The sequence below is a fragment of the Cylindrospermopsis sp. CR12 genome (genome assembly GCF_001432185.1).
Classification (GTDB): Bacteria; Cyanobacteriota; Cyanobacteriia; order Cyanobacteriales; family Nostocaceae; genus Raphidiopsis; species Raphidiopsis raciborskii.
Map to the genome: position 1 here is coordinate 40,726 of NZ_LMVE01000058.1, position 26,519 is coordinate 67,244.

A 26,519-nucleotide genomic window follows, 5' to 3' on the forward strand; every position below is an offset into this window, starting at 1 on the left:
ATTGAATTAGATGACATTGGAGGTAATTATGATAGCAAATGTAGAACATTCAACGCAAAATATATCCGACAGTAATTTACATCCACAGTGGCAAGATTTTTGTGGTGGTAACTGGGATGAACAAATTAATGTTCGGGATTTTATTCAATGTAATTATCAACCCTATACGGGAGATGATAGCTTTTTAACTGCTCCAACTGAACGCACTCAGAAATTATGGACTATGGTCTGTGATTTGATGAAATTAGAGCGAGAAAAAGGAATCTTAGATGCTGATACTAAAGTGCCATCAAATATTGTTTCTCATGCTCCCGGTTATATTGATTCTCATCTAGAGCAGATTGTGGGGTTACAAACGGAAAAACCCCTAAAACGAGCTATTATGCCTTTTGGTGGTATTCGGGTGGTAAAAAACTCCTTAGAATCCTACGGTTATCACCTTGATGCTCAAACGGAAGAAACATTCACAAAATATCGTAAAACCCATAATGATGGTGTTTTTGACGGTTACACCCAAGAAATGAAATTGGCTAGACATTCTGGGATTATTACTGGATTACCAGATGCTTATGGGAGAGGAAGAATTATTGGTGATTATCGTCGGGTAGCATTGTATGGAGTTGATCGGTTAATTCTGGATAAAAAAGAACAGTTAGCCTCATTAGAATCAGATGATATGCTAGAGTCTACAATTAGACTACATGAGGAACTTGTTGAGCAAATTCGAGCCTTAACAGAATTGAAAGTTATGGCTAATAGCCACGGATTTGATATTAGTTTACCTGCTGCTAGTGCTAAGGAAGCTGTACAGTGGACATACTTTGCTTATTTGGGTGCTGTTAAAGAACAAAATGGTGCAGCTATGTCCTTGGGTAGGGTTTCTACATTCCTAGATATCTACTTTCATCGCGATTTAAAAAATGGGATTCTGACAGAATCTGAAGCTCAGGAAATCATCGATCATTTTGTAATTAAACTGCGCATGGTAAGGTTTTTAAGAACGCCTGAATATAATCAATTATTCTCCGGTGATCCCACCTGGGTAACAGAATGTATTGGTGGAATGGGTGAAGATGGTAGGACTCTGGTGACAAAAACTAGTTTCCGATTTCTCCACACCTTATCTAATTTAGGCACTGCACCAGAACCAAATTTAACTATCTTGTGGTCACAGGATTTGCCGATTAATTTTAAACATTTTTGCACCAAGGTATCTATTAACAGCAGTTCCATTCAGTACGAAAATGATGATCTCATGCGCCCAGAATATGGGGATGATTATGGCATTGCTTGCTGTGTTTCTGCCATGAAAATTGGTAAACAAATGCAATTTTTTGGAGCTCGTGCCAACTTAGCTAAGGCTTTATTATATGCTATTAATGGTGGTAAAGATGAAAAAACTGGGCAGTTAATTGTTGCAGGTTTTGATGCCATTACTTCAGAATATTTGGATTACTCAGAAGTAGTAGATAAGTTTGATAAAATTATGAACTGGTTGGCTAGGTTATATGTAAACACGCTCAATGTGATTCACTATATGCACGATAAATACTGTTATGAACGTTTGGAAATGGCGTTACATGATCGTGATATTTATCGAACCTTGGCTTGTGGAATTGCTGGCTTATCCGTAGTAGTAGATTCCCTTTCAGCAATTAAATATGCCAAAGTCAAGGTAATTCGAGATGAAAAAGGCTTGGCAATAGATTATGCTATTGAGGGGAATTATCCTCAGTTTGGTAATAATGACCATCAAGTTGACGAAATAGCTGTCAATCTTGTTCGCAGTTTTATGGATAAACTGCGTCAACAAAAAACCTATCGTCAAGCAGTACCAACCCAATCAATTTTGACCATTACCTCCAATGTGGTTTATGGCAAAATAACTGGTAACACCCCTGATGGGAGAAAAGCTGGCGAACCTTTTGCTCCCGGAGCAAATCCCCTACATGGTAGAGATACAAAAGGAGCGATCGCATCTTTAGAATCCGTAGCCAAACTTCCTTATCAACACGCTCAAGATGGAATTTCTTACACTTTTTCTATTGTTCCCAATGCTTTAGGTAAAAATTCCCAAGACAAAATTAATAATCTACGAGGAATGCTGGATGCTTATTTCTATAATGGTGGTCATCATATCAATGTCAACGTTCTAGACCAAGATATACTTGTTGATGCTATGGAACATCCAGAAAAATATCCTCAACTGACAATTCGTGTTTCTGGATATGCTGTAAATTTCATTAAGTTAACTCGGGAACAGCAATTAGATGTGATTAAACGGACATTCCACAAAAGCATTTAACATCCAACAATTCTGATAAAAAAGGTAAAAACTATGGGAACCGCAATAGTCATTGGTTATGGTAACGAATTATTTGGTGATGACGGAATAGGACCACTAATAGCCAAAGTGATACAAAGGTGGCGTTTACCATGCGTCCAATCACTTGCGGTTCACCAGTTAACACCTGAACTAGCTGAACCCATAGCTAATTCTCGATTAGCAATTTTTGTGGACACTTGTATTAATTCCCTGTATAATCAGGTTCAGGTACAATCACTATTACCATCACCGCTGAATTACACTCACACCCATAGCAGTGATCCACAATCTCTACTAACTTTATCTCAATTTCTCTATGGTAATTGTCCTTCCGCGTGGTTAGTCATAGTCCCAGGAGAAAAATTTCAATTGGGTGACCCTATTTCACCCCTGGGAAAAAAGGCCATAGGGATCGCCCTCAATAAAATCACTCAAAAACTAGACACATTAGTTCATTGATTGAGGTAAGTACATGTTAAAAAACAAGGAGCAGTCATGGAAACATCTATACCCTTGAGATTAGATAAAGCATCTGATATATTGCGCACTGAGAAAACTAGTGCACTGGATGGGATCTTTGCACCCCAAACCGTAGCAGTTATTGGTGCAAGTGAAAAACCTGGGAGTGTGGGTAGAACCTTGTTATGGAACTTAATTACCAATCCATTCAATGGTACAGTTTTCCCCATTAATCCCCATCGTCACAGTGTATTGGGTATAAAAGCCTATCCAACAATTTTTGATATTTCCGAAAAAATTGACCTAGCTGTAATTGCTACTCCTGCACCCACAGTGCCAAAAATTATTGCCGACTGCGTGCAAGCTGGAATCAAAGGAGCAATTATTATTTCTGCTGGTTTTAAGGAAGCAGGTGAAAAAGGAATTGCTTTAGAGAAAGAAATATTATCTGTAGCACAGGGAGGAAAGATCAGAATTATTGGACCAAACTGTTTAGGAATGATGAATCCCATTTCTGGTTTAAACGCCACCTTTGCTAGTAAAATGGCCCAACCAGGGAGTGTGGGTTTTCTGAGTCAAAGTGGTGCATTATGCACATCAATTTTGGACTGGAGTTTACAGGAAAATGTAGGTTTTAGCGCCTTTGTTTCCCTAGGTTCAATGTTAGATATTAGTTGGGGAGACTTAATTTATTATCTAGGAGACGATCCCCACACTAAAAGTATAGTTATTTATATGGAATCTATTGGTAATGCTCGTTCTTTTTTATCAGCAGCACGGGAAGTAGCATTAACCAAACCAATTATAGTAATTAAAGCAGGTCGTACAGCAGCAGCAGCAAAAGCAGCAGCTTCCCATACGGGGTCATTAGCAGGAAGTGATGCGGTTTTAGATGCAGCATTTAAAAGATGTGGAGTATTAAGGGTTAATAGTATTTCTGATTTATTTGATATGTCAGAAGTATTAGCAAAACAACCTTATCCTCAAGGTCCTAGATTAACCATTCTCACCAATGCGGGTGGACCGGGAGTATTAGCGACGGACTCATTGATAGAAAGTGGGGGAGAACTAGCAGCAATTTCTCCCCAAACTATGGAAAATTTAAATCATATATTACCTCCCCAATGGAGTCATAATAACCCCATAGATATTTTGGGAGATGCGGATCCACAACGTTATACAAAAGCTTTAGAAATTGCCAGTAAGGATACCAATAGTGATGGTTTATTAGTAATTTTGACTCCTCAAGCTATGACTGATCCCACCAAGATTGCTGAGGAATTAAAGCCCTATTCTCAAATGCAGGACAAACCTATTTTAGCCAGTTGGATGGGTGGAGAGGATATTGCAGAAGGGCAAAAAATTCTCAACCTTGAGGGGATTCCCACATATTCCTATCCTGATACTGCTGCTAGGATATTTAGTTATATGTGGCGCTATAGTTATAACTTAAAGGGGATTTATGAAACTCCCGTATTACCCGCATTGGAATGTGATAGTAATACTCGCAATTGTGGTTTAGTGACAACTATTATTGCAGAAGCTAGAAAAGCGGGAAGAACAATTTTAACTGAATTTGAATCCAAGGAAATTTTAGCAGCTTATGGTATTCCCGTAGTAAGAGGAAGCATTGCCCAAAGTCCGGAAGAAGCGGTAGAGTGGGCAGAAAAAATTGGCTATCCTGTAGTATTAAAATTGTATTCCCATACAATTACCCATAAAACAGATGTGGGGGGAGTTCAGTTAAATTTAAGAAATGCTGAATCAGTAAAAAAAGCCTATCATTTTATAGAAACCTCAGTTATAGAAAAAGCTAGATCAGAGGATTTTTTAGGTGTAACCGTACAACCCATGGTCAAAACCAATGGCTATGAATTAATTATTGGTAGTAGCTTGGATCCCCAATTTGGTCCAGTATTATTATTTGGCACTGGAGGACAATTGGTAGAAGTCTTTCAAGATAGTTCTATTGCTCTACCACCCCTAAATACCACCCTAGCACGTCGGATGATGGAGCAGACTAAAATTTATCAAGCTTTAAGGGGTGTCAGGGGTAGACAAAGTATTGATATGCAAGCTTTAGAGGAACTGTTAGTAGTTTTTAGTCATTTGGTAGTAGAACAACCGTGGATTAAAGAAATAGATATTAATCCTTTATTAGCAATTCCCCCCACACCCGATCATCCCGGTGGTTTAATTGCATTAGATGGAAGAATAGTATTACATCCAGCTGAGGTGCAAGAGCAGCAATTACCCAAATTAGCCATTCGTCCCTATCCCCATCAATACGTGGCTAATTGGAGCTTGAAAAATGGCACGGAGGTGATTATTCGTCCTATTCGTCCTGAAGATGAACCATTGATGGTCAAGTTTCACCAAACATTATCGGAGGAAACTATTTATTTTCGTTATTTTCATCTAATCAAACTAAGTCAAAGAATTGCCCATGAAAGACTGACTAGGATTTGTTTTATTGATTATGACCGAGAAATGGCCTTAATTGCTGAACAGGAAGATCCACACACTCAACAGAGGCAAATTTTAGCAGTAGGAAGATTAAGTAAATTACATGGTAGTAATAGTGCGGAATTTGCCATGCTGGTCACTGATGGTTACCAGCGCAACGGGTTAGGTACAGAAATTCTCACAAGGTTAATGGAAATAGCCAAGAATGAGAAAATATCTGTGATTTTTGCGGAGATCCTAGCGGAAAATATAGCTATGCAGAAGGTGTGTCAAAACTTAGGTTTTGAGATTTTACCAACTGACGATGGAACTATCTTGAAAGCAGAAATCTATCTATAACTGGGTGGGTAGAATTAAATATAAGATGAACGTAGGTTGGGTTGAAGTATGAAACCCAACGCCCGCATGGGTCTCGTTCCTCCACCCATCCTACAAATAATTGTGCCTCCCTAATTAGTAAGGTCTGACATCGAGGTTGGAAATTGAGGAGACCGCTTTTGGGATTTATTTTGATTTACGGAACTAATCCCAGATTTAATAAAGTTCACAAATACTTGTTCAACTTTTTCATATTCCTCCAATTTTAGAGATGGCGATGGTGCCCCAACTACCTGAACCATTTTTTTAAAAACTATAAGGAATCAGGGCTAAGAGGTGTTCATCATCTAATCCTCACAAATCCAGATTTTTCAATTAATTCCTGACCCTCATTGGTTAAAAGCCAGTTGGCGTATGCTTCTCCCACCTGTTGATCTATTTGATTATTCTGCTTAGTTATAACAAACAAATTTCGGGTTATGGGATAGTTACCATTGCGAAAATCTTCAATGTTTAACCGGTTGCGCTCTTTAGGACAGTTGAAGCGAGGAACCTCTGGTTTTTGATAGGGCGCTATAAATTTTCCACTAACTCTACCCACTGGTAAGGATTTGACCCCACATTGGGGAACAACCTCGGGTGCAGAACCATAGTAAATTCCCCCGGGAGTAGCATCTATTTTCCTCAGAGCTTCCGTTGTCGTACCAATATAAATTACCTGAGCGCCAAAGTTCTCCTTATTTAGGATATTTTCCACAAAAAACTCCACTGTACCGCCAGCTTGTTTATCACGAGAGATGGGCTTAATCCCTAAATTAGGACCCCCTACCTGTTGCCAATTGGTAATTTTACCGGTATAAATATCTTTGATTTGAACAATGGTTAGTCCAGGAATATTCAAACTATGATTAACTGCGATCGCAATGCCATCAATTCCCACAGGAATCTCTCGCAGACTAAAACCTTTTTGTTGAGCTTTGACATTTTCTTCTGGTTTTAATGGACGGGAAGACTGAGAAAAAGTTAGTTGATTATCTATCAACATTCGAATACCTGTTCCTGAACCTGGACTCTGATTTACAGGTTGGGTGTAGCGCAGGATAAACTGGGGGCAATTCCGCTGCAAAATACTATCAGCAATTGTACGCACGGGTGCCCAGGTTGTACTTCCACCATAGCTATATGTTCCTTCTAGTGAGTTTGATATATCACAAGTGTTAAAAACCTTGAAAATATTAAATTTTTGGGCTGAGTTTTGATTATTAGTTTGATGGTTCACAATTTGTCCCCACCGTTCCATTAGAAACCATGAACCTCCAAAAATTAGGGTGGTGGTAGCAACTAGAGATAGCAGATTAATTAAGGTTTGGTTTTTTTGAGTCATAAGTAGTTTTTTACCCTTTTTAAGTTCTTCAAAGAATTGTTGATAGAATTTTATGAATCAGACTAAATAAGGTAATTGCGCCAATACAAATCAATGCAGAGGCTATACCTAACACAACCACTATTTGAATATCTAACCCCCCTGGCAATAAAGCAATCAAGAATATGACTAAAAAACTAATTAATAGAATAAGTAACAGGTCTTTTACCGCTAACCACCCCTGACTTTGCACCACCACTAAACTGCTTACCATCACTAGGGAAATAGCCAGTCTAATTATCGGTGTCTCGACTAAAAGACCAACCGCAATTACAATTAATGCTCCCTCAAAACCAGTAACGGCGCCTCTCAATAGCAATTCCCCAAATGAAAACTTTTTAACCATTAGGCCTTTAAAAGGGAGATTCGATGGCTGGGGTTGATCAGGTATGGTTATGGAAGGTATTAAAGCTGATAATACCTCTGTAGCTGAACTAAAACGTTCATTAATAGCAGGCATCAGCATTTTATCTAGTATACCACTTAGATGGGGACTAATTTTTACCTCCTGTCGCCATCGCCACTGATTGATCTGGGGATCAAATAACTCTGTGGCTTCTTTTCCAGTGAGTAGAGTTAGAATTGTTACCCCAAGTGCATATATGTCTGTAGAAGGAAACACCTGACCTCTGGTTGTCTGTTCTGGCGCAGCAAAGCCTGGAGTATAAATAGCAGTGGAAGCACTAGATACTTTAGCACTAGTGACTTGTTTAACAGAGCCAAAATCTAACAAAAATAGTCTACCATCTTGTCGGCGCATAATATTAGATGGTTTAATATCTCTATGAATAATACCTCTATCGTGGATAAATTGTAGGACGGGTAAAATTTCTTTGAGAATAACCAAGACCTCTGTTTCGGAAAAATTGCCTCGATGCTGTAGTTCCTCTTCAAGATTTTTTCCGTCAATATATTCTTGTACCAGATAAAAAAACTGATCTTGTCTTCCCGGTTGCAAGCTAGGAACCACTACGGGAAAGAACGCAAATAAATAGGGAATTTGGTCATGGTTCATACCAACATCGGCTAGAACCGTTGCTTCTCTTTCAAATAACTCTTGTGCTAGATCTAACTGAGCCGCATTCAAGCTTGTGGACGGTTGAAATTGTTTAACTACACAATTTGGTATTCCCGGGATACGGCGATCCCGTGCCAAAAATGCTGCTCCGAATCCTCCTATTCCCAGTAATTTTACAGGCAGATAGCGACCATCTAATAACAGTGGCATACCACAACTAACACAGTATTTTTGTTGGGCAGCTTGCAGGGTAGTAATGTTGTCTAAGTCCGGGAAGTAATTTTGCGGACGTGGACAGTGAGGACGAGTGCAGTAGACTTCCATATCATTAGTTATAAGGTATTCATAGGCGTAAAAATAATACTAATCACTTGACATTATAGCTGCTTGCAGGTTTAAATTACCGAGAGAGTTATCAAACTTTACCTATTTCCGGCAAAAAATACCGCTAATTCAAATTTAAGCTGTAGCTTAAACTACTTCAAATTTAGAATTGCTGGGGGTTGACTGGCAAATTTCACCATGATATACTCGTGTGCTATAATGATAAAATCTGTGCCCCCATATAATTGACTCCGCTCATTAACGTCTGATATTTCCCAAAGACTAACTCAAAAATTAAAATCACTGTGGTAACTAATATAAAAATTCCCCAACTCCCCCTATTATCAGCAACTGGACTTTGTAAAAGTTTTGGTGGAATTCAAGCTGTAAAAAATGCCAATATTGAGGTTAACCAGGGTAGTATTACCGGACTCATAGGTCCTAATGGCGCTGGTAAAACAACTCTGTTTAATTTACTATCCAATTTCATCCGTCCAGATCAAGGGAGAGTAATTTTTAACGGGGAACCAATTCATAACTTACAACCCTTTCAAATCGCTCAGCAAGGTCTAACTCGCACCTTTCAAGTGGCTAAAACCCTTTCCCGTTTATCAGTCCTAGAAAACATGTTGTTAGCAGGACAAAAACAAACGGGTGAGAATTTTTGGCGGGTACAATTCGAGCATCATATAGTCCTCAGACAAGAAAAACAAATCACCCAAAGAGCAATGTCTTTGTTGACATCCGTCGGTTTAGCACACAAAGCTCATGATTACGCAGGTAGTCTATCCGGTGGACAGCGAAAATTATTAGAAATGGGAAGGGCCTTAATGACAAACCCCAAACTAATACTATTAGATGAACCAGCAGCTGGAGTAAACCCTAAACTAATAGATGATATATGCGATCGCATTATTAAGTGGAATCGGGAAGAAAAACTAACTTTTTTAATTATTGAACATAACATGGATGTGATTATGTCCCTATGTGACCGTGTTTGGGTACTAGCAGAAGGTCAAAATTTAGCCGTTGGCACTCCCGTAGAAATTCAGACCAACCCCCAAGTTTTGGAAGCATATTTGGGATGCTAACAAACTAAGTTTTCTTTCCTCACAACTGCGATCGCTAAGTAGGGAGAATTTAAAAGGAAATAACCTCTTCAAAAACATTTGTTTTGAAGTCATCAACCAGGATAGAAATTAGTTTATTTAGACTTGTTTGTTTGACATGTTCCAAAATTTGTGCCGTGTCTTTAAAATCCGGACTAATGTGAAATTTTTGCTCTGATATGTTGTCGTCTTCTGGGTATCCTTTCAAAATATTACAGTGAATTAAAGATAAACAAAGATTATTCAGCTTATTACTTTCAAAAGTAGGAAGCTCCTGACTAAAAATATCCAATATTTCAGAGATATTCATTAATATGTCACGTTTTGAAATCAAAGTATCAACAAATATTTCTAGACTGTATTTGTCCTCAATTGTGATTCTAGGTTTGCCACTGGCCAATAAGCTCTGATAGCGTTCGGGTGTGTGTAAATCTTCATTTAATATATCTGAGAGTATAACCACCCCATTGGGAATAGAGTTTCTAAAAACCAGTAGTGTGTTTGATGGTGGAAGAGTTCCCACACACAATTCTGTATTTGCACAAATAAATTGCAAGAATTCTGCAAATCTCATAAAGCCTACCATTTCTGGTTTGAATTCTGGTATGGCATATTTGAATGCTTCCCTGACCGTAGAAAGAGGAATTCCATGACCATACATTTGTCTTCTGGATTCTGGGTCTTGACCAAACCAACTAATAATTTTTTGACCATGAGAAAAAATCGTTTTCTTATCTGCTTGATGAATGGTTTGAATATTGTTTGCCATCCTAACCACCAAAGGATGATTTATGCCAACGCCTAACCCTTTATTATTGCCAAAGGTTGTATTTTTAGGATCTGTGTTGATATCTTCTGGAGAATATTCTTCAGGAAGTTCTAGTTTTATAAAGTAATCACATACTGATTTAAAAATATCATTGGCTGAATTCTCGTAAGCACAACCAATAACTTGCTTACCATACTCATGTAATTTCTTTGCTAGAGAAGCAAAACCTCCATCTCCGGATACAATTACGTACACTTCAATGTGGGGAAAACGAATAGTTATATCCATGGTATCAACTACTAGTTGAATATCAGCAGCATTTTTTTTGTGATAACGTGCGAATCCAAAAATTTGAATTGGGTCTATACCTAATTCGTTAATTTCTCCTCTGAGTAAACTTAATCTATGGTCACTCCAATTTGCATAAGCTCTCTGTAAACAGATTTTATTAACAATATCTACCTCTAGAATTTGGCGATATATCTGCTTTAATGATAATTCCTTAATAAAGTCTTTAGAAAAGCTATAGCCCTTAGTTAGGTTTTCAATGTCATAAAATATGGCTGTGTTAAATATCGACATATAATTTTACCTTTGTAAACTACAGTAAGCCTAAATATTTATTGTGAAAGGATTTGACGAGTCTTGTCTCAAGGGGTGCAACTATTCCCGTTTATGGCAATATTTAAGGGGAGCGATCGCATGGTTACATTGACATATTGGGGACAAAATGTCAATATATAGAAAGTTGGTTAGAACCGCCGTGGGATGCTTCATCTCTCGCTTATAAAGATAATAATTTTGGCAATTCCCTACTTCTCCGTAAGTTAACTACTATTCTATGAATTATCAAACAGTTAAGGAACAATTACAAGCGTTAATTGAATCACTACGTGAGTCACTGACTAAACAGAACGGTGGTCAGCCCATGGGTGCCCCAATTACTAATATAAAGATAGAGGAGAATCAAGCATTCCGAATGGAGGAGTTGACGGTTGAACTAGAAAGACTGAATCCCAATCCTCAACCCCTGCGCAATGCTATTAATCTACTTAATGGAGCTTGGAAGTTAGAATACTCCACAGCTAGGGAAATTAGGGTTTTAGATTCTCTCCCCCTGGGACTACAGGTAGGTCAGGTATTTCAGGTGATTAACGTAGCACAAGCAGAATTTTTCAATCTTGCTGAGGTGAAACACCCATGGAAAATTGTCTCTGGTGGTGTTAAGGTAACAGCTAGATTTGAAGCAGATTTGGATGACTCCGGGTTACCTAATCAACGTATTAATGTCTATTTTGATAAACGTTATTTAGCCATTGATGAAGTTTTGGGTATTAGCACTCCCATGCTTAACCCATTAAACGTTGCACCTGCTAATAATCCTAAAGGAAGAGTTCCCAGTCTGGATATCACTTACCTGGATGAGAATTTCCGAATTGGTAGGGGAGGTGATCAAGGTCTATTTATTTTACACAAGGTCAATGATATCCACAATATTAATTTTTGACCTGTTGTTAAGCAAGATCTTGTAATTTCCTTTGCAGTTTTTCCCAGGTCATACCCACTAAATTGGGTACCACAATGTGGGCACTTCCTACCTTTTCCGGTGATCCTATTCCTACTACCCACATACCTGCAGCTAGGGCTGCGTCTATACCTGATGCTCCATCTTCAAATACTACACATTGTCGTGGAATAACTCCTAATTGTTGAGCTGCAAATAAAAACAAATCAGGTGCTGGTTTTGGTTTGCTTACATTATAACCATCTGTAATAGAATCGATTTCTTCCCCAATTCCTAGTTTCTCTACAAGTAATCGAGCATTTTTGCTGGAGGAACCTAAAGCTATTTTTAAACCCACCCGACGTAGATCATTTATTAGGTACTTGACCCCTGGGAGTAAATTGTCAGGGGTAATATTTTGGATGAGTTGAATATAATATCTGTTCCTCCGCTCCATTATCTCCCTTAATTGCGATTCTGAATATTGGCGATCGCCTATTATGGAAGTTAAAAAATCCCAATCGGAGATTCCTCGGAGACTTTCATTAATTTCCCGGTTAAAAGGTATTTTTTCTTCATTGGCTAATTTTTGCCAAGACTGGTAGTGATATTCACAAGTGTCTATCAACACTCCATCCAAATCAAAAATAATCCCCCCTATGGGACGAGATTTTTTTTGAGTAACTATTCCCGGGTGTAAATCAAAATTATGCCATTCACCATTCCAGTATAATTTAAACTGTAATCTTGTCCAACCTGGGGGTAAATGGGGATAAGCAACGGGTTGATCATCGATAAATTGAATACCTCCAAAAGCAAAAACTACAGTTTGCCAAACAGCACCTGCGCTAGCGCCATGAATACCATCTATGGTACTTCCCATAATTTCTTCTAAACCTAACATTGCTGTTTGCATAAATTTTTGATATGCTTCATCGGATCTAGCTAAGTCCGTTGCTAAAACATGGTAGCGATAATTTAGTAGATTACGAGCTATGACTGGTTGGGTAAAAATCAGAAATGGCAAGATAAAAATTTCTGTGTCCCAAGACACATGACTGTGGTAGAAAAAAGCGGAGATGGTTTTAGCTGGTATGGTGACCTTCTCATCGTAATGAGAAACAGCAGTTAGCATTTGAAAAATATTATAACGGATAGCAAAAGCTGCTTTACTATCCCCCTCAATCAAAATATCACTTTGTTGCCAAATTTGATTCCATTCTTGTTGATTAGCATTATGTAAGGTAACGTAGTCTGGAAGATAATAGAGTTTAGACTTTGCAGCTAATAGTGGATCTGGAACATCTCTTGAGGTAAATAGGGTGATAATCTTCTCAATGGTGATGGTCTGATTTGGTGAGCACCTAAAAGTTGCACTAATACCAGGATAACTAGGAGCAGCATTGACTTGCGAATGGCCCTCTACTCCCAAAAGATTAATTTTTCCCGCTATTCCCATATCAAGTCGACTTTGACGATTACGACTGTGTAACCAGAATCCCTGGTCCAGCTTTCCTTGATCTAGTCGTTCCCAATGATTAAATTCCCTATTTTCTGGATACCCATTAATCCCACTTTGCAATTCAATTCTCCCATCAAAGTCTAAGAAAGTTAAAGTGCAACGTTGACATAGCACATGCTGATCTGCCATGCTGGCAAATCTTTCAAGATAGATATCTATAGTTTTACCACTGGGACTGCGCCATTGTAAAGAACGACTCAGAATTCCTTGGCGCAAATCAAGTTCCCGATTGTACTGTAGTATTGTACCTTGATCTAGACCAAAGCGATCGCCCTCAATTGTAATTACTAATGGTAGACAATCTGGACAGTTAGCCATTTCTGTGTAAAGGGGGGGAATAGGATCATAAACCCCATGAATAAAGGTAGCAGGTGAAGCACAAGGATAACCTTCTTCAAAACTACCTCGTATCCCTAGGTAACCATTACCAATAGTGAAAATAGTTTCTCTGGTATGTAGTTGTTCTGGTCTAAAATTAGTTTCAATTAAAATCCAATCTGTGTAGATAAAATCTTGATTTTTTTCCATTTTTTAGTCAAAAACTGCTTTTTTAGTATCATTATATTCAGGAGCAATAAAATTCAAATAGTGAACGTTTTTGCCAACAAAATCACTGATATGCTGAATATATAGAAGCTTTCTATTTAAGTGGGGAGGCACAATTATTTGTAGGATGGGTTAGCGGTAGGTAACCCATGCGGGTGTTGGGTTTCATACTTCAACCCAACCTACGTTGATCTTATATTTAATTCCGCTCACCCACTTACATTGACTCAATGTAAATAAATTATTAAAGTAATTGCATCTGACTCAAGTATGAAAATATTACTTCCTGAAATAATTCTTGAAGTATAAGCTTGAGGATTGTGACTTTTGATATAATTTGCCAGATTGGCTAAAAAAAACCAAAAAACATAGTATTCTACATATCATCACAATTGTTTTCCTATTAAATCAAGACTTCTCTTGGATGGCTAAATCTTTCACCTAAGGATTTAGACCCATATCCGACCAAAATAATATCAGGGTTATTATGAACTACTCCACTTCTTCCACTAGTAATTTCGAAAGTCCCATTACCCCAGAAGAACTCAATCACATACTTACTGCTATTTCTAATGGTAGATATTCTTGGGCTTGTGTCCTTATTTTAAGATCTATGGGTTATAACCCGCTTCACTATATACCTCAGCGTACCTATAGTCGAATCGCTAAAGAAAACAACTCAGTAGTCACCACAGCTATTTCCACCCCACAAGAAGTATTGGAGACCATCAATAGTCATTCTTAACAACCTCCGGTAAAAACCTATGAAATCTTTTGGTGCGAAACCCCTATATAATCTACTTGGGCGATCGCACTAATTTTACATTAAATTACTCTCTATCCTCACAAGTTCCTCAACTTTTTCTTATATCCTAAAAGGGAATCTGGGAATATTAATGCCTACACGGTATTACATATATCTATTAAGCACGTATGTTTACTAAAGTCAATAATCAATTAGGTTAGGGAATTATGCCCGAAAATAAAGGTAAAAATCAAATCCACGCCATAATAGATGGTAACGAAGCAGTTGCTAGAGTTACTTATCCACTGAATGAGGTGATTGCCATCTATCCAATTACACCATCTTCACCCATGGCCGAATCCTCCGATGGATGGATGAGTGATAACCAACCAAATGTTTGGGGGATTGTTCCCACGGTGGTACAGTTACAAAGTGAAGGTGGTGTTGCGGGTGCTGTACATGGAGCTTTACAAACCGGTTCCCTGACCACCACATTTACTGCTTCCCAGGGATTAATGCTAATGATCCCCAATATGTATAAAATTGCTGGTGAACTTACCTCCACCGTATTCCACGTCGCAGCGCGATCGCTCGCAGCGCAAGCATTATCAATTTTTGGGGATCATAGCGATGTCATGGCTACCAGAAGCACTGGTTTTGCCATGTTATGTGCAGCATCAGTGCAGGAAGCACAGGATTTGGCAGTGATTTCTACCCGCACCAGTTTAGAGTCTCGCATACCGTTTCTACACTTTTTTGATGGTTTTCGCACTTCCCACGAGGTAAATAAAATAGAAATCCTCACCAATGAGGAGTTAAAAAGTTTCATTCCCATAGAGTTAGTTATAGCCCATCGTAAAAGAGCTTTAACACCTGATAATCCAGTATTAAGGGGAACTGCCCAAAATCCTGATGTTTACTTTCAAGCAAGGGAAACAGTGAATCCATTTTACTTAGCTTGTCCGGACATTACCCAAAGAGTAATGGATGAGTTTGGTCAAATGACAGGTCGTCAATATCAACTGTTTGAATACCATGGGGATCCACAAGCTGAGAGAATAATTGTCCTCATGGGTTCAGGTTGTGAAACAGTCCATGAAACAGTGGACTATCTCAATCAACAGGGAGAAAAAGTGGGTGTGGTTAAAGTAAGACTATATAGACCTTTTGACACCCAGAGGTTTATTGATGCTCTACCAGAGACCACCCTAAGTATGGCAGTTTTAGATAGAACTAAGGAACCGGGAGCAATTGGTGAACCTCTATATATAGATGTTGTTACAGCATTAAGAGAAGCCCAACTCCATAAAATTCAGGTGGTAGGTGGTAGATATGGGTTATCATCAAAAGAATTTACACCTGCTATGGTAAAAGCTGTGTTTGACCATTTACTTCCCAGAGTCCCAAATCAGAATATATCTAATAATACATATCCTAAGAATCATTTTACTGTTGGTATCAGGGATGATGTGACCCATAGTAGTTTAGAATATGATCCTGAATTTAACATTGAAGCGGATAGTATTGTGAGAGCCATATTCTATGGTTTAGGTGCTGATGGTACAGTTGGTGCGAACAAAAACTCAATTAAAATTATTGGCGAGGAAACTGACAATTATGCCCAGGGTTACTTTGTCTATGATTCTAAAAAATCTGGCTCAGTTACCGTTTCTCATTTACGATTTGGTTCTCAACCAATTCGTGCCACTTATTTAATCACCAAGGCTAATTTCCTAGCTTGTCATCAATGGGAATTTGTGGAAAAATTTCCCCTGTTGAAAGACCTTGTTCCCGGTGGCACATTTCTCCTCAATTCCCCGTATAACCCAGAAGAAGTATGGGATAAATTACCCACCTCTTTGCAAGTAGAAATTATCAATAAACAAATCAAATTCTATGTAATTAATGCCTACAAAGTTGCCAGAGAATCAGGTATGGGTGGATATATTAACACCGTCATGCAGGTCTGTTTCTTTGCTGTTTCTGGTGTTTTGCCTAGGGAAGAAGCCATAGAAAAGATTAAAAAATCCATTCGCAAAACCTACGGTAAAAAGGGTGAAGAAATTGTGGCTATGAATATACAAGCAGTGGATAAAACCCTAGACAATTTACACCAAATTACCCCAAAAGCAGCATTAGCTACCTCCCCCCTAGAATCACCTATCCCCGATCATGCACCCATATTCGTTAAAGATGTGTTAAGCAAAATGATGGCTCGAGAAGGGGATGATTTACCAGTTAGTTGTTTACCTGTGGATGGTACATATCCCACGGGAACATCAAAATGGGAAAAACGCAACATTGCCCAGGAAATACCAGTTTGGGATCCCCAAGTTTGTATTCAATGTGGTAAATGTGTCATGGTGTGTCCTCATGGGGTAATTAGAAGTAAGGTTTATCAACCTGAAGAACTGGTAAATGCACCTCCTACTTTCAAAACCGCTAATGCTAAAGAACACCATTGGCATGAATTGAAATTTACCATTCAGGTTGCAGCAGAAGACTGTACAGGTTGTGCTTTGTGCGTTGATGTGTGTCCAGCCAAAAATAAAGCCCAACCTAAGAAAAAAGCTATCAATATGGCACAGCAAAGACCATTAAGAGAACAGGAACGGGAAAATTGGGATTTCTTCTTGAATTTACCAAATCCAGATCGGAGGACTCTAAATTTGCACCATATCAATCAACAACAAATGCAGGAACCCCTATTTGAGTTCTCAGGTGCTTGTGCAGGATGTGGTGAAACACCTTATATTAAATTAGTGAGTCAATTATTTGGCGATCGCATGGTTGTGGCCAATGCGACGGGTTGTTCATCTATCTATGGTGGTAATTTACCCACCACACCTTGGACAAAAAACTCCGAGGGAAGAGGTCCAGCTTGGTCGAATAGTCTATTTGAAGATAATGCGGAATTTGGTCTAGGTTTTCGGGTTTCCATAAATAAACAACAGGAAACAGCAGCTTATTTACTGCAACAATTAGCATCCCATATAGGGGAAAATTTAGTTAGTGAAATTCTCAACTGTGAACAAAAAACCGAAGCGGATATTTACGAACAAAGAGAACGGGTGTCAGTTCTCAAACAAAGACTGGAGGAACTAGGGGAATCTGAAATCAGCAACCAGATCAAAAATCTCCAATCCCTAGCTGACTACCTGGTGAAAAAGAGTGTGTGGATTATTGGGGGTGACGGTTGGGCCTATGATATTGGTTATGGTGGATTAGATCATGTCATTGCTAGTGGAGCTAATGTAAATATTTTAGTATTAGACACGGAAGTTTATTCTAATACTGGTGGACAAATGTCCAAATCTACCCCCAAAGGTGCAGTGGCTAAATTTGCTGCAGGAGGTAAACCAGCAGCTAAAAAAGATCTAGGCTTAATGGCTATGAACTATGGTAATGTTTATGTTGCTAGTGTGGCCATGGGAGCAAGAGATGAACACACATTAAGGGCATTTTTAGAAGCAGAAGCTTACGATGGACCATCCCTAATTATTGCCTACAGTCATTGTATTGCTCATGGTATTAATATGAGTACAGCCATGCAAAATCAAAAAGCTGCTGTGGATTCAGGAAGATGGTTATTATATCGTTATCATCCTGAACGATTGCTACAGGGATTAAACCCTCTACAGCTTGATTCTCGCCACCCCAGAATACCTGTAGAAAATTCCATGTATATGGAAAATAGGTTCAAAATGCTCACCAAAATTAATCCTGGAAGAGCTAAGGATTTACTCCAATCCGCTCAAGAAGATGTGAATACTCGCTGGCAAATGTATCAGTATTTAGCTGCTAGAAAATTCTCAGAACAACAAGAATAACACATACCCATTATGAACCTGACTACCAACTATTTAGGAATGGAATTAAAATCACCCCTTGTACCTTCTGCTTCTCCTCTTTCTCAAGAGGTGGATAACATCAAATTGATGGAAGATGCGGGTGCGGGTGCTGTGGTGATGCACTCACTATTTGAAGAACAGTTGACTTTGGAAAAATATGAACTCCATCATCATCTTACCTATGGAACAGAAAGTTTTGCAGAAGCGTTGACCTATTTTCCTGAACCAGCAGATTTTCGCGTTGGACCACAAGAATATTTAGAACATATTCGCACAGCTAAGGAGCAAGTCAATATTCCCATCATTGCCAGTTTAAACGGTTTCTCTCCTGGTGGGTGGACAGAATATGGCCAACTGATGGAGCAAGCAGGAGCATCTGCACTGGAATTAAATATCTACTATGTTCCTACCAATCCAGATTTAACCAGTGCGGAAGTAGAACAGAATTATATTGATATTCTCCAGTCAGTCAAAAAATCGGTGACAATTCCCGTTTCCGTCAAACTCAGTCCCTATTTTACTAATACTGCTAATATGGCAAAACGTTTAGACCGTGCTGGAGCTGATGGACTGGTCTTATTTAATCGGTTTTATCAACCTGACATTAATTTAGAAACTCTAGAGGTTGAACCCCAGGTTCTTTTAAGTACGCCCCAAGCCATGCGGTTACCCCTGCGCTGGATAGCGATCCTCTATGGTCATATTCATGGTAGTCTTGCTGCAACTAGTGGTATTCACAATGCTCAGGATATCATTAAAATGCTTATGGTGGGTGCAAGTACAACTATGCTCTGCTCTGTAATTTTGCGAAATGGAATTAATTACCTTAAATCATTACAGGAGGATGTGATTAAATGGATGGAGACCCACGAATACGAATCCGTTAGACAAATGCAAGGTACCATGAGTCAGCTCAACTGTCCTGATCCTACCGCTTTTGAAAGGGCTCAATATATGAAAGTTTTGCAAAGTTATCAACCGGGATCGGAAAAAAAAGATACAAATCTCAACGCAGATAAGTTAATTGGTCACAGATAATAAGTCACTGGTATTAAGAAATTTAAGGTAGTTAGTAATATGAAACGCATTGGTATCCTCACAAGTGGTGGAGACTGTCCGGGGTTAAATTGTGTGATTCGCGCAGTCGTAAGTCACGCCATACTAACATATAATTGGGAAGTGGTTGGCATTCCTTATGCTACCCAAGGGTTACAGCAAAGACAAACTATCCCCTTAAGTATACATGGTTGGAATTTACGGGGAATAGATCCTTTATTGAATATGGGGGGAACAATTTTAGGTAGTATTAATGAGGGAGATACCCTTGCTGCTGCTGGAGAAATTTTGTCCGGTTATGAAGCTTTGGGTTTGGATGCTCTAATTGCTGTAGGTGGAGATGGAAGTTTGAAAATCATCCATGAACTGGCTACCATGGGGAATTGGCATTTAGTTGGTATTCCTAAAACCATTGATAATGATGTGGCTTTGACCGAACGTTCTATAGGTTTTGACACAGCAGTTAATACTATTGTGGATGCCATCAACTGTCTCACATTCACTGCTGCTAGTCATGATCGGGTAATGATTGTAGAGGTTATGGGACGCACTGCTGGTCATTTAGCTCTCCATTCTGGGATTGCTGGTGGTGCGGATGTAATCTTAATTCCGGAAATACCATATACCATTCAGGGTATTTGTGACCATTTGAATGAACTTCGAGATACTTGGAAAAGGAAATTTGCCATTGTGGTGGTTGCTGAAGGTGCTACACTCTGTTCAGAAGATTTAAATAATGGTCATAGGGTGACTGTGGAGAATATACCAGATGCTAACATTGGATCTGCCAAATGTGGTCGTGGTCAATATGTTGCAGCACAAATTTCCAATTTTGCCCATGGTTTCGATACCAGGGTTTCTGTACTAGGTCATATTCAAAGGGGTGGTATTCCCTCCGCTCTAGACCGTCTGGTTGCTACCGCTTTTGGTAAAACCGCAGTGGATTTAGTTGCTCAAGGGAAAAATCATCAAATGTTGGCCTGGCAAAATGGCAAGGTTACAAATATTCCCATCGAAAGTTCTTTAATTGAAAGTCCTCAGCTGGTAGATCCGAAATCAGATTTGGTAGATACTGCTCATGCTTTAGGTATATACGTGGGACTTACTGAAAAAATGACTAAGGTTTTAGTTTAGGAAATTCATGGGGGAGGAATCTCCCCTAATCACCATGCTCATACTACTTAACAAATCGCTGGCACTATAGGGTTTTAGCAAAACTCCTTGTATTTTCATGTTAGCAGATTTTGGAATTGCTTCTATAGTGGATATTCCACTGCAAGCAATTATCTTCACCAATGGATTAATCTTTTTCATGGCTTGAATAGTAGCGATGCCATCTATCTTTGGCATCATTATGTCCATTAAAACTACACTGATATCTTGTTTATATTGACCATAAATGGCGATCGCCTCCATACCATTACTAGCAGTGAGGGTGTCATAATTGTGGGTTTCTAAAATCATCCTAGTCACATCCCGAATTTGTGGTTCATCATCCACTATTAAAATCAATTCCCCTCTTCCTATTTCTGTGGGTAATTCTTGGGGAAGGGGGGGGTGTGGAGCTTCTATGGATGGTAGAAACACTTCAAATTTACTTCCTTGTCCCTGTTGGGTATAGAATTGCAGGTAACCATTATGCTTTTGAATAATTCTAGAGACTATGGATAAACCTATCCCAGATCCTAAACCATTTTCTTTAGTGGTAAAAAATGGTTCAAAAATCTTATCTGCTACTGCTTGTGACATTCCTATTCCCGTATCAATGATGGTAATGAGAATATAGTGTCCCTGTTGTAATTTTTCGTTTATCAGATTATTCCCATCAATAAAAGTATTTTCCGCTGCTATAGTTAGCACTCCTCCCGATGGCATAGCATTGAGAGCATTAACCACTAAATTTATCATTATCTGATACAATTCGGTACTATCTCCAAACACAGTGGACAGATTATTAGCTATTTTAGTTTTCAACTTAATGGACTTAGGAAAAGTGTGTTTAGCAAGGTTAACAATTTCTAAAATTAGGTGTTTAATTTGCACAATTGTCCATTCATTACTTGCTCCTTTTGCAAAAGAGAAAACTTGTTTAACCAAGGAAGAAGCTCGTGTAGCATTGTCCTCAATCATGGTCAACAATTGGGGATGGGTAATATGGTCTTGGAGAGATTTACGTTTGAGCAGTTGAGCTGAGCCTAAAATAGGTGTCAATATATTATTTAAATCGTGGGCAATACCACAAGCTAAAGTGCCAATGCTTTCTAGTCTCTGGGTGCGTAAAAATTGCTCTTCTAGTTGTTTTTTATCTGTGATGTCTGTATCCACAATCAAAATAGATTTTGGTTGTCCATCTCCATCAAACATGAGTGTCCAACGACTCTCAACTGTCACCTGTTCTCCGGATTTTTTGTATTTGCGTAATACTCCTTGCCAACTTCCCGATCTAACCACAGCTTTTAGGGCAATTACCTCTTGTTTCATCGCTGTTTTTTGACAAAATAAATCCCTCAGATGTTTACCTATGGCTTCTTCCTTAGTCCAACCATATATCCTGAGCGCTCCCTGATTCCAAAATAATATCTCGGTTTGAAAATCTCTCACAAAAATAGCATCAGTGGCAATATCTAGTAGAGCTGCTTGTTCATAGAGTTTTTGTTCTTTTTGTTTGTAAGTAGATATATTTTGCACTGTGCCAATCATGCGGGTAGCTTCCCCTTTTTCGTTACAGAAAACCTGTGCCGTGCTGGTTAACCAGTGTAAACTACCATCAGGCCAAATAGCACGAAATTCAATGTTAAATCCGCTTTTGTTATCCAGGGCTATCCTTAATTGATTACTTAAAACTTCTGCGTCTTCTGGATGAATTAACTTGAGTAAATCTTCATAACAGGATGGAGATATAGTACCTCTTGGCAGTCCGTACATTGGCCCAACACTTTCAGACCACATATGGTCATTAGTGATTAAATTCCAATCCCATATACCCATTTTGGCAACTTCTAGGGCTAAGGTCAGTCTCGTTTCACTTTCTCGCAGTGCTATTTCTGTTTTTTGATGTTGTTTGATTTCCGCTTGCAAGGTTTCATTCAGTTGCACCAATTCTTCTGTACGTTTTGCTACCTTTTGTTCTAGCTCTTGCTCCGCTTTTTTGCGATCGCTAATATTGTTAATTAACCAGATCCAACTATGTTCTTTTTTATGGGGATCGTATATGCCAACTATTTTCACACTAGCTGGAAAAAGTTTTCCTTTTCTTGGTTGCAGGTAAATTTCTTGCTCTGGTGATTCTTGTTGTGGTTGAAAATCTGCTATTTGGCAAGTGAATTGCTGACGATATTTTGGAGCAATAAAGACTATGATTGGTTTACCTATTAGGTATTGTTTTTCTACGGAAAGTAAGGTTGATGCGGTTCGGTTGGCATTTTTAATTATGCCCACTTTGTCAGTTACCAAGTAACAATAGGGTGTAAGTTCAAATAGTTGATGATAGCGGGTTTTTTCTAATTCAGCTAACTCATGGGCAATTACTAATTGTTGATTTTGTTGTCTGAGTTCTTCTTCTATAATTTGTAATTCTTCTATGGTTTGCTGGAGTTCTTCTTGAATATTGACTTGCTCTGTTAATCTCTGGATACCATTGGCATCTTTTCCAGGATCCAGTTGTTTCCACAACACACGCTGTCTGATAATTCCTACAACTTTACCCTGATCATCTATTACTGGTAAATGATCTATTTCATTCCTGCTAAAGGTTGATACTAAAGTTCCAATATTTAGTACATTTGATATATTTGACAGTTTAAGTGTGGTGACCGGTTGAGTCATCACTTCTACAATTTTCGTTTCAGCAAGATTGCTACCACTAGCGACTACTCTGGCCAAATCTGTTAAAGTGAATATTCCTAATAGCTTTTTGTCTGTTTGGATTAAAACGTAGCCAGTTACCTCCCATTTCGTGTCACTGTCTGTATAACAATTTCCAGACTGAGGAAATTGGGATCCAGGATGTCCATGGTTCCGTTTCTGGTTCATTAAAACAACTGCGTCTAATACGGAAGTGTCAGGACTGATCAATAAGGGCTGAGGATCCATAACCTGATACAGATCTAAATCCGTATCCCGGGTAGAATTTAAACTTATCTGCTCAATTAGCTCGTCCTGGGAAAAATCGGGAGGTGGATACATTGGGAGATAAGAACTTGGATCTAAAAAGTGGATGAAGAACTTGAGGATGATTTTGTTCCCCAGATATCCCTAAATTTTTCCAGAATTTAGGGATATGGTAGATTTTTCTAGTTTGAGCCACTGTTCAACCTTACATCATACCTTCTGCTGATGCAATCTCTAACATGGTTTTAATTACAGAATCAGGGTTAAGACTGATAGAATCAATGCCCAATTCCACCAAAAACCTGGCAAACTCTGGATAGTCGCTGGGAGCTTGACCACAAATACCAATTTTTCGATTATACTCCTTAGCAGTGGCGATCGCTTTTCTAATGGTACGTTTTACTGCTTCATTACGTTCATCAAACAAATGGGCAACCAACTCAGAATCCCTATCTAGTCCTAGGGTTAACTGAGTCAAGTCGTTAGACCCAATGGAAAAACCATCAAAAACTTGACTATATTCATCCGCGAGCATCACATTACTGGGTAGTTCGCACATCACATAGACTTCTAAACCATTTTCTCCACGAACCAAACCATGTTTTGCCATTTCTTCCAACACCCGTCTTCCCTCTTGGGGGGTGCGACAGAAGGGAACCATGAGTATTACATTGGTTAAGCCCATATTATCTCGCACTTGTTTCATAGCTTTACATTCTAGTGCGAAACCTTCCCGGTAACGGGGATCGTAGTACCGAGAAGCACCACGCCACCCAATCATGGGGTTTTCTTCCTTGGGTTCAAATTGTCTACCACCTAAAAGATTAGCATACTCATTACTCTTGAAGTCAGATAACCTAACTATTACTGGTTTAGGGTAGAATGCAGCAGCAATTGTACCAATACCCGCAGCTAATTTGGTAATGAAAAATTCCGCTTTGTTCTCATATTGGGCAGTTAATTCCGCAATCTTATGTTTGGTCAGTTCATCTTCTAGTTCATCACAGTGTAACAGTGCTAATGGATGAGCTTTGATGTGGTTAGCAATAATAAATTCCATCCTAGCTAAACCCACCCCATCATTGGGAATAGCAGTTAAACCCAAAGCTTCCTCTGGGTTACCCACATTCATCATAATTTTGGTGCGGGTACGAGGTAAATTATCCAAAGGTAATTCTTGGATGGCAAAGTTTAATAATCCTGCGTAGACCTTACCTGTTTCTCCTTCAGCACAACTGATGGTAATTTCCTGTCCTGTTTTCAAAACTGTTGTCGCATTTCCACAACCAACTATAGCTGGAATGCCCATTTCCCTAGCGATAATTGCTGCATGACAGGTTCTACCACCGGAATTGGTGACGATAGCACTGGCTTTCTTCATAATCGGTTCCCAATCTGGGTCAGTACGATTAGTGACTAACACTTCCCCAGATTGAAACATTCCAATCTGATGAACGTCAAGAATTACTCTAGCTTGACCCTGACCAATCATTTCCCCCACACTACGTCCTGTTAATAAGACATCACCCCTTTCTTCTAATTGGTAACTTCTAAGAACAGTTTTAGATTTTTGTGATTGTACGGTTTCGGGTCTCGCTTGAACGATAAATAGTTCCTCCGTAATGCCATCCTTTGCCCATTCTATGTCCATAGGTGTTGCAGTACCACGCACTTGGGAATAATGGTCTTCAATAATGCAGGCCCAATTTGCTAATTGTAATATTTCATCGTCGTTTAAAGCAAATTTATTCCTCTGTGCTGGAGATACAGAAACGTTTTTGGTGAGTTTGGTTCCACCTAAATCGTAGACCATTTTAATTTCTTTGGTTCCCAAACGTTTTTGCAGAATCGGTTTATACCCCTGTTTTAAGGTGGGTTTAAATACTAAGTATTCATCTGGATTAACAGCACCTTGCACCACATTCTCACCTAGTCCATAAGCTGCAGTAATTAAAGCTGCGTCTTTGAAACCGGTCTCCGTATCAATGGAGAACATCACTCCAGAACTTGCTAGATCTGAACGTACCATTTTTTGCACCCCTACTGATAGAGCAACCTCAAAGTGGTCAAATCCCTTCAGTTGTCTATAAGAAATTGCTCGATCAGTAAAGATAGAGGCAAAACATCTATGGCAAGCATCCAGAACACCTTTAATTCCATGAACATTTAGGTAGGTTTCTTGTTGACCCGCAAAACTGGCATCAGGTAAATCCTCGGCGGTTGCGCTGGAACGTACCGCCACATCAAGATTAGCACCATATTCTTGACACAGGGTCTGATAGGAACGGGCGATCGCCTCTTGTAATTCTACGGGGAATGGGGTTTCTAGCATCAGGGATCTAGCTTGTTTACCACGTTGGTGTAAATTTTCAACATCATCTACATCCAAATTAGCAAAAATGCTTCTGAGTTTAGTTTCGAGTCCTGCAGTCGCGATGAAATATCTGTAAGCATAAGCGGTAGTGGCGAACCCTGTGGGAACTTTCACCCCTTGTTTAGTTAACTGTTGGATCATTTCCCCTAGGGAAGCATTTTTACCCCCCACAAAAGGAATATCCGCAATGCCAACGGTATTAAATGGAAGAACTAATGCTCTTTCTTTATTCAGTTGAGTAGTTTCTTGATTGGTTTGGATTTGTTGCATCATGATCTTGATTCCCTAGAAAACTACGAATATGTCAATTTAGCAGTGTTGATTTAGTGCTTCTGCGTTTTTATCTTGACAATTTCTTTTATACAAAAAAAACTTGAGGAACTTTTAAGCTTCTCCGGTCTAAAGACATGGAGATTTCTGAAGAGTCCATAAACGAACTTTCTGAGGCTGGCTTAAACAGCCTCTACTGATTCCGCTAAGATCAATTCCTAGCATCACCGCTACTTTTTTCAAAATATTAGCAGCACCATTACAGTCCGCATTAATTTTGAACCCATCAGAAGTTTGATATACTCCGCGACTAACTCGTTTCCCGCTTG

At 39.0% G+C, this 26,519-nt stretch carries 15 protein-coding genes and 1 pseudogene; 9 read left to right on the top strand and 7 right to left on the bottom strand.

The features are described 5' to 3' along the window. Positions 1-28: 28 nt before the first annotated feature. Genes pflB through ASL19_RS07830 form a run of 3 tightly spaced genes read left to right on the top strand, consistent with a single transcriptional unit; the run spans position 29 to position 5,590 of the window. A complete protein-coding gene (gene pflB, locus ASL19_RS07820) occupies positions 29-2,305 on the top strand; it encodes a formate C-acetyltransferase (protein WP_057177912.1) in 2,277 nt (758 codons plus the stop codon). Between the two features lie 33 nt (positions 2,306-2,338). Continuing rightward, the gene (locus ASL19_RS07825) at positions 2,339-2,785 is read left to right on the top strand and encodes a hydrogenase maturation protease (protein WP_006278677.1); all 447 of its coding nucleotides are present in this window, start codon (positions 2,339-2,341) and stop codon (positions 2,783-2,785) included. Positions 2,786-2,821: 36 nt separating this feature from the next. Then, on the top strand, positions 2,822-5,590 hold the full coding sequence (locus ASL19_RS07830) for a bifunctional acetate--CoA ligase family protein/GNAT family N-acetyltransferase (RefSeq protein ID WP_057177913.1): 2,769 nt from the start codon (positions 2,822-2,824) through the stop codon (positions 5,588-5,590). A 322-nt stretch (positions 5,591-5,912) separates the two neighbouring features. Here ASL19_RS07830 and ASL19_RS07835 read toward each other — a convergent pair whose 3' ends face one another. Both ASL19_RS07835 and ASL19_RS07840 read right to left on the bottom strand, forming a co-directional pair. Next, a complete protein-coding gene (locus ASL19_RS07835; protein WP_057177914.1) occupies positions 5,913-6,953 on the bottom strand; it encodes a PstS family phosphate ABC transporter substrate-binding protein in 1,041 nt (346 codons plus the stop codon). 28 nt (positions 6,954-6,981) lie between these two features. Beyond that, a complete protein-coding gene (locus ASL19_RS07840; RefSeq protein ID WP_057177915.1) occupies positions 6,982-8,334 on the bottom strand; it encodes a serine/threonine-protein kinase in 1,353 nt (450 codons plus the stop codon). Positions 8,335-8,639: 305 nt separating this feature from the next. Here ASL19_RS07840 and ASL19_RS07845 point away from each other — a divergent pair, with 305 nt between their 5' ends. Next, positions 8,640-9,425 carry an ABC transporter ATP-binding protein gene (locus tag ASL19_RS07845; protein ID WP_057177916.1) on the top strand — a complete coding sequence of 262 codons (786 nt, stop codon included), beginning with the start codon at positions 8,640-8,642 and terminating at the stop codon, positions 9,423-9,425. Positions 9,426-9,474: 49 nt separating this feature from the next. Here ASL19_RS07845 and ASL19_RS07850 read toward each other — a convergent pair whose 3' ends face one another. After that, a complete protein-coding gene (locus ASL19_RS07850; RefSeq protein ID WP_006276802.1) occupies positions 9,475-10,794 on the bottom strand; it encodes an NYN domain-containing protein in 1,320 nt (439 codons plus the stop codon). A 259-nt stretch (positions 10,795-11,053) separates the two neighbouring features. On the opposite strand from ASL19_RS07850, the gene ASL19_RS07855 reads away from it, so the two are divergent. Continuing rightward, on the top strand, positions 11,054-11,719 hold the full coding sequence (locus tag ASL19_RS07855) for a PAP/fibrillin family protein (protein WP_057177917.1): 666 nt from the start codon (positions 11,054-11,056) through the stop codon (positions 11,717-11,719). A 7-nt stretch (positions 11,720-11,726) separates the two neighbouring features. On the opposite strand, the gene pgmB is transcribed toward ASL19_RS07855, so the two are convergent. Next, positions 11,727-13,766, bottom strand: coding sequence for a beta-phosphoglucomutase (gene pgmB / locus ASL19_RS07860; protein WP_057177918.1), 2,040 nt, complete (start codon positions 13,764-13,766; stop codon positions 11,727-11,729). A gap of 505 nt (positions 13,767-14,271) precedes the next feature. On the opposite strand from pgmB, the gene ASL19_RS07865 reads away from it, so the two are divergent. From ASL19_RS07865 to ASL19_RS07880, 4 genes are all read left to right on the top strand, one after another. Beyond that, positions 14,272-14,529, top strand: coding sequence for a HetP family heterocyst commitment protein (locus ASL19_RS07865; protein ID WP_057177919.1), 258 nt, complete (start codon positions 14,272-14,274; stop codon positions 14,527-14,529). 227 nt (positions 14,530-14,756) lie between these two features. Continuing rightward, a complete protein-coding gene (gene nifJ / locus ASL19_RS07870; protein ID WP_057177920.1) occupies positions 14,757-18,359 on the top strand; it encodes a pyruvate:ferredoxin (flavodoxin) oxidoreductase in 3,603 nt (1,200 codons plus the stop codon). Positions 18,360-18,371: 12 nt separating this feature from the next. After that, the gene (locus ASL19_RS07875; protein ID WP_057177921.1) at positions 18,372-19,418 is read left to right on the top strand and encodes a dihydroorotate dehydrogenase-like protein; all 1,047 of its coding nucleotides are present in this window, start codon (positions 18,372-18,374) and stop codon (positions 19,416-19,418) included. 39 nt (positions 19,419-19,457) lie between these two features. After that, positions 19,458-20,570 (top strand): ATP-dependent 6-phosphofructokinase, encoded by a 1,113-nt coding sequence (locus ASL19_RS07880; RefSeq protein ID WP_057177922.1) that lies wholly within the window; start codon positions 19,458-19,460, stop codon positions 20,568-20,570. Here ASL19_RS07880 and ASL19_RS07885 read toward each other — a convergent pair. From ASL19_RS07885 to ASL19_RS18565, 3 genes and pseudogenes are all read right to left on the bottom strand, one after another. Beyond that, entirely contained in the window at positions 20,562-23,621 is a 3,060-nt protein-coding gene (locus tag ASL19_RS07885; RefSeq protein ID WP_057177923.1) for a PAS domain S-box protein, read from the bottom strand. The genes ASL19_RS07880 and ASL19_RS07885 overlap by 9 nt on opposite strands. 130 nt (positions 23,622-23,751) lie before the next feature. Further along, on the bottom strand, positions 23,752-26,190 hold the full coding sequence (gene ppsA, locus ASL19_RS07890; protein ID WP_369814502.1) for a phosphoenolpyruvate synthase: 2,439 nt from the start codon (positions 26,188-26,190) through the stop codon (positions 23,752-23,754). Positions 26,191-26,319: 129 nt separating this feature from the next. Next, a pseudogene (locus tag ASL19_RS18565) lies at positions 26,320-26,519 on the bottom strand (transposase); the annotation flags it as partial.

Excerpts from the sequence above, each read along its gene's own strand:
- ASL19_RS07830 (WP_057177913.1), top strand. The coding sequence starts at position 2,822 with ATGGAAACATCTATACCCTTGAGATTAGATAAAGCATCTGATATATTG.
- ASL19_RS07835 (WP_057177914.1), bottom strand. The coding sequence starts at position 6,953 with ATGACTCAAAAAAACCAAACCTTAATTAATCTGCTATCTCTAGTTGCT.
- pgmB (WP_057177918.1), bottom strand. The coding sequence starts at position 13,766 with ATGGAAAAAAATCAAGATTTTATCTACACAGATTGGATTTTAATTGAA.
- ASL19_RS07885 (WP_057177923.1), bottom strand. The coding sequence starts at position 23,621 with ATGTATCCACCTCCCGATTTTTCCCAGGACGAGCTAATTGAGCAGATA.
- ASL19_RS07855 (WP_057177917.1), top strand. The coding sequence starts at position 11,054 with ATGAATTATCAAACAGTTAAGGAACAATTACAAGCGTTAATTGAATCA.
- ASL19_RS07880 (WP_057177922.1), top strand. The coding sequence starts at position 19,458 with ATGAAACGCATTGGTATCCTCACAAGTGGTGGAGACTGTCCGGGGTTA.
- ASL19_RS07840 (WP_057177915.1), bottom strand. The coding sequence starts at position 8,334 with ATGGAAGTCTACTGCACTCGTCCTCACTGTCCACGTCCGCAAAATTAC.
- ASL19_RS07825 (WP_006278677.1), top strand. The coding sequence starts at position 2,339 with ATGGGAACCGCAATAGTCATTGGTTATGGTAACGAATTATTTGGTGAT.
- ASL19_RS07875 (WP_057177921.1), top strand. The coding sequence starts at position 18,372 with ATGAACCTGACTACCAACTATTTAGGAATGGAATTAAAATCACCCCTT.
- pflB (WP_057177912.1), top strand. The coding sequence starts at position 29 with ATGATAGCAAATGTAGAACATTCAACGCAAAATATATCCGACAGTAAT.
- nifJ (WP_057177920.1), top strand. The coding sequence starts at position 14,757 with ATGCCCGAAAATAAAGGTAAAAATCAAATCCACGCCATAATAGATGGT.
- ASL19_RS07850 (WP_006276802.1), bottom strand. The coding sequence starts at position 10,794 with ATGTCGATATTTAACACAGCCATATTTTATGACATTGAAAACCTAACT.
- ppsA (WP_369814502.1), bottom strand. The coding sequence starts at position 26,190 with ATGCAACAAATCCAAACCAATCAAGAAACTACTCAACTGAATAAAGAA.
- ASL19_RS07865 (WP_057177919.1), top strand. The coding sequence starts at position 14,272 with ATGAACTACTCCACTTCTTCCACTAGTAATTTCGAAAGTCCCATTACC.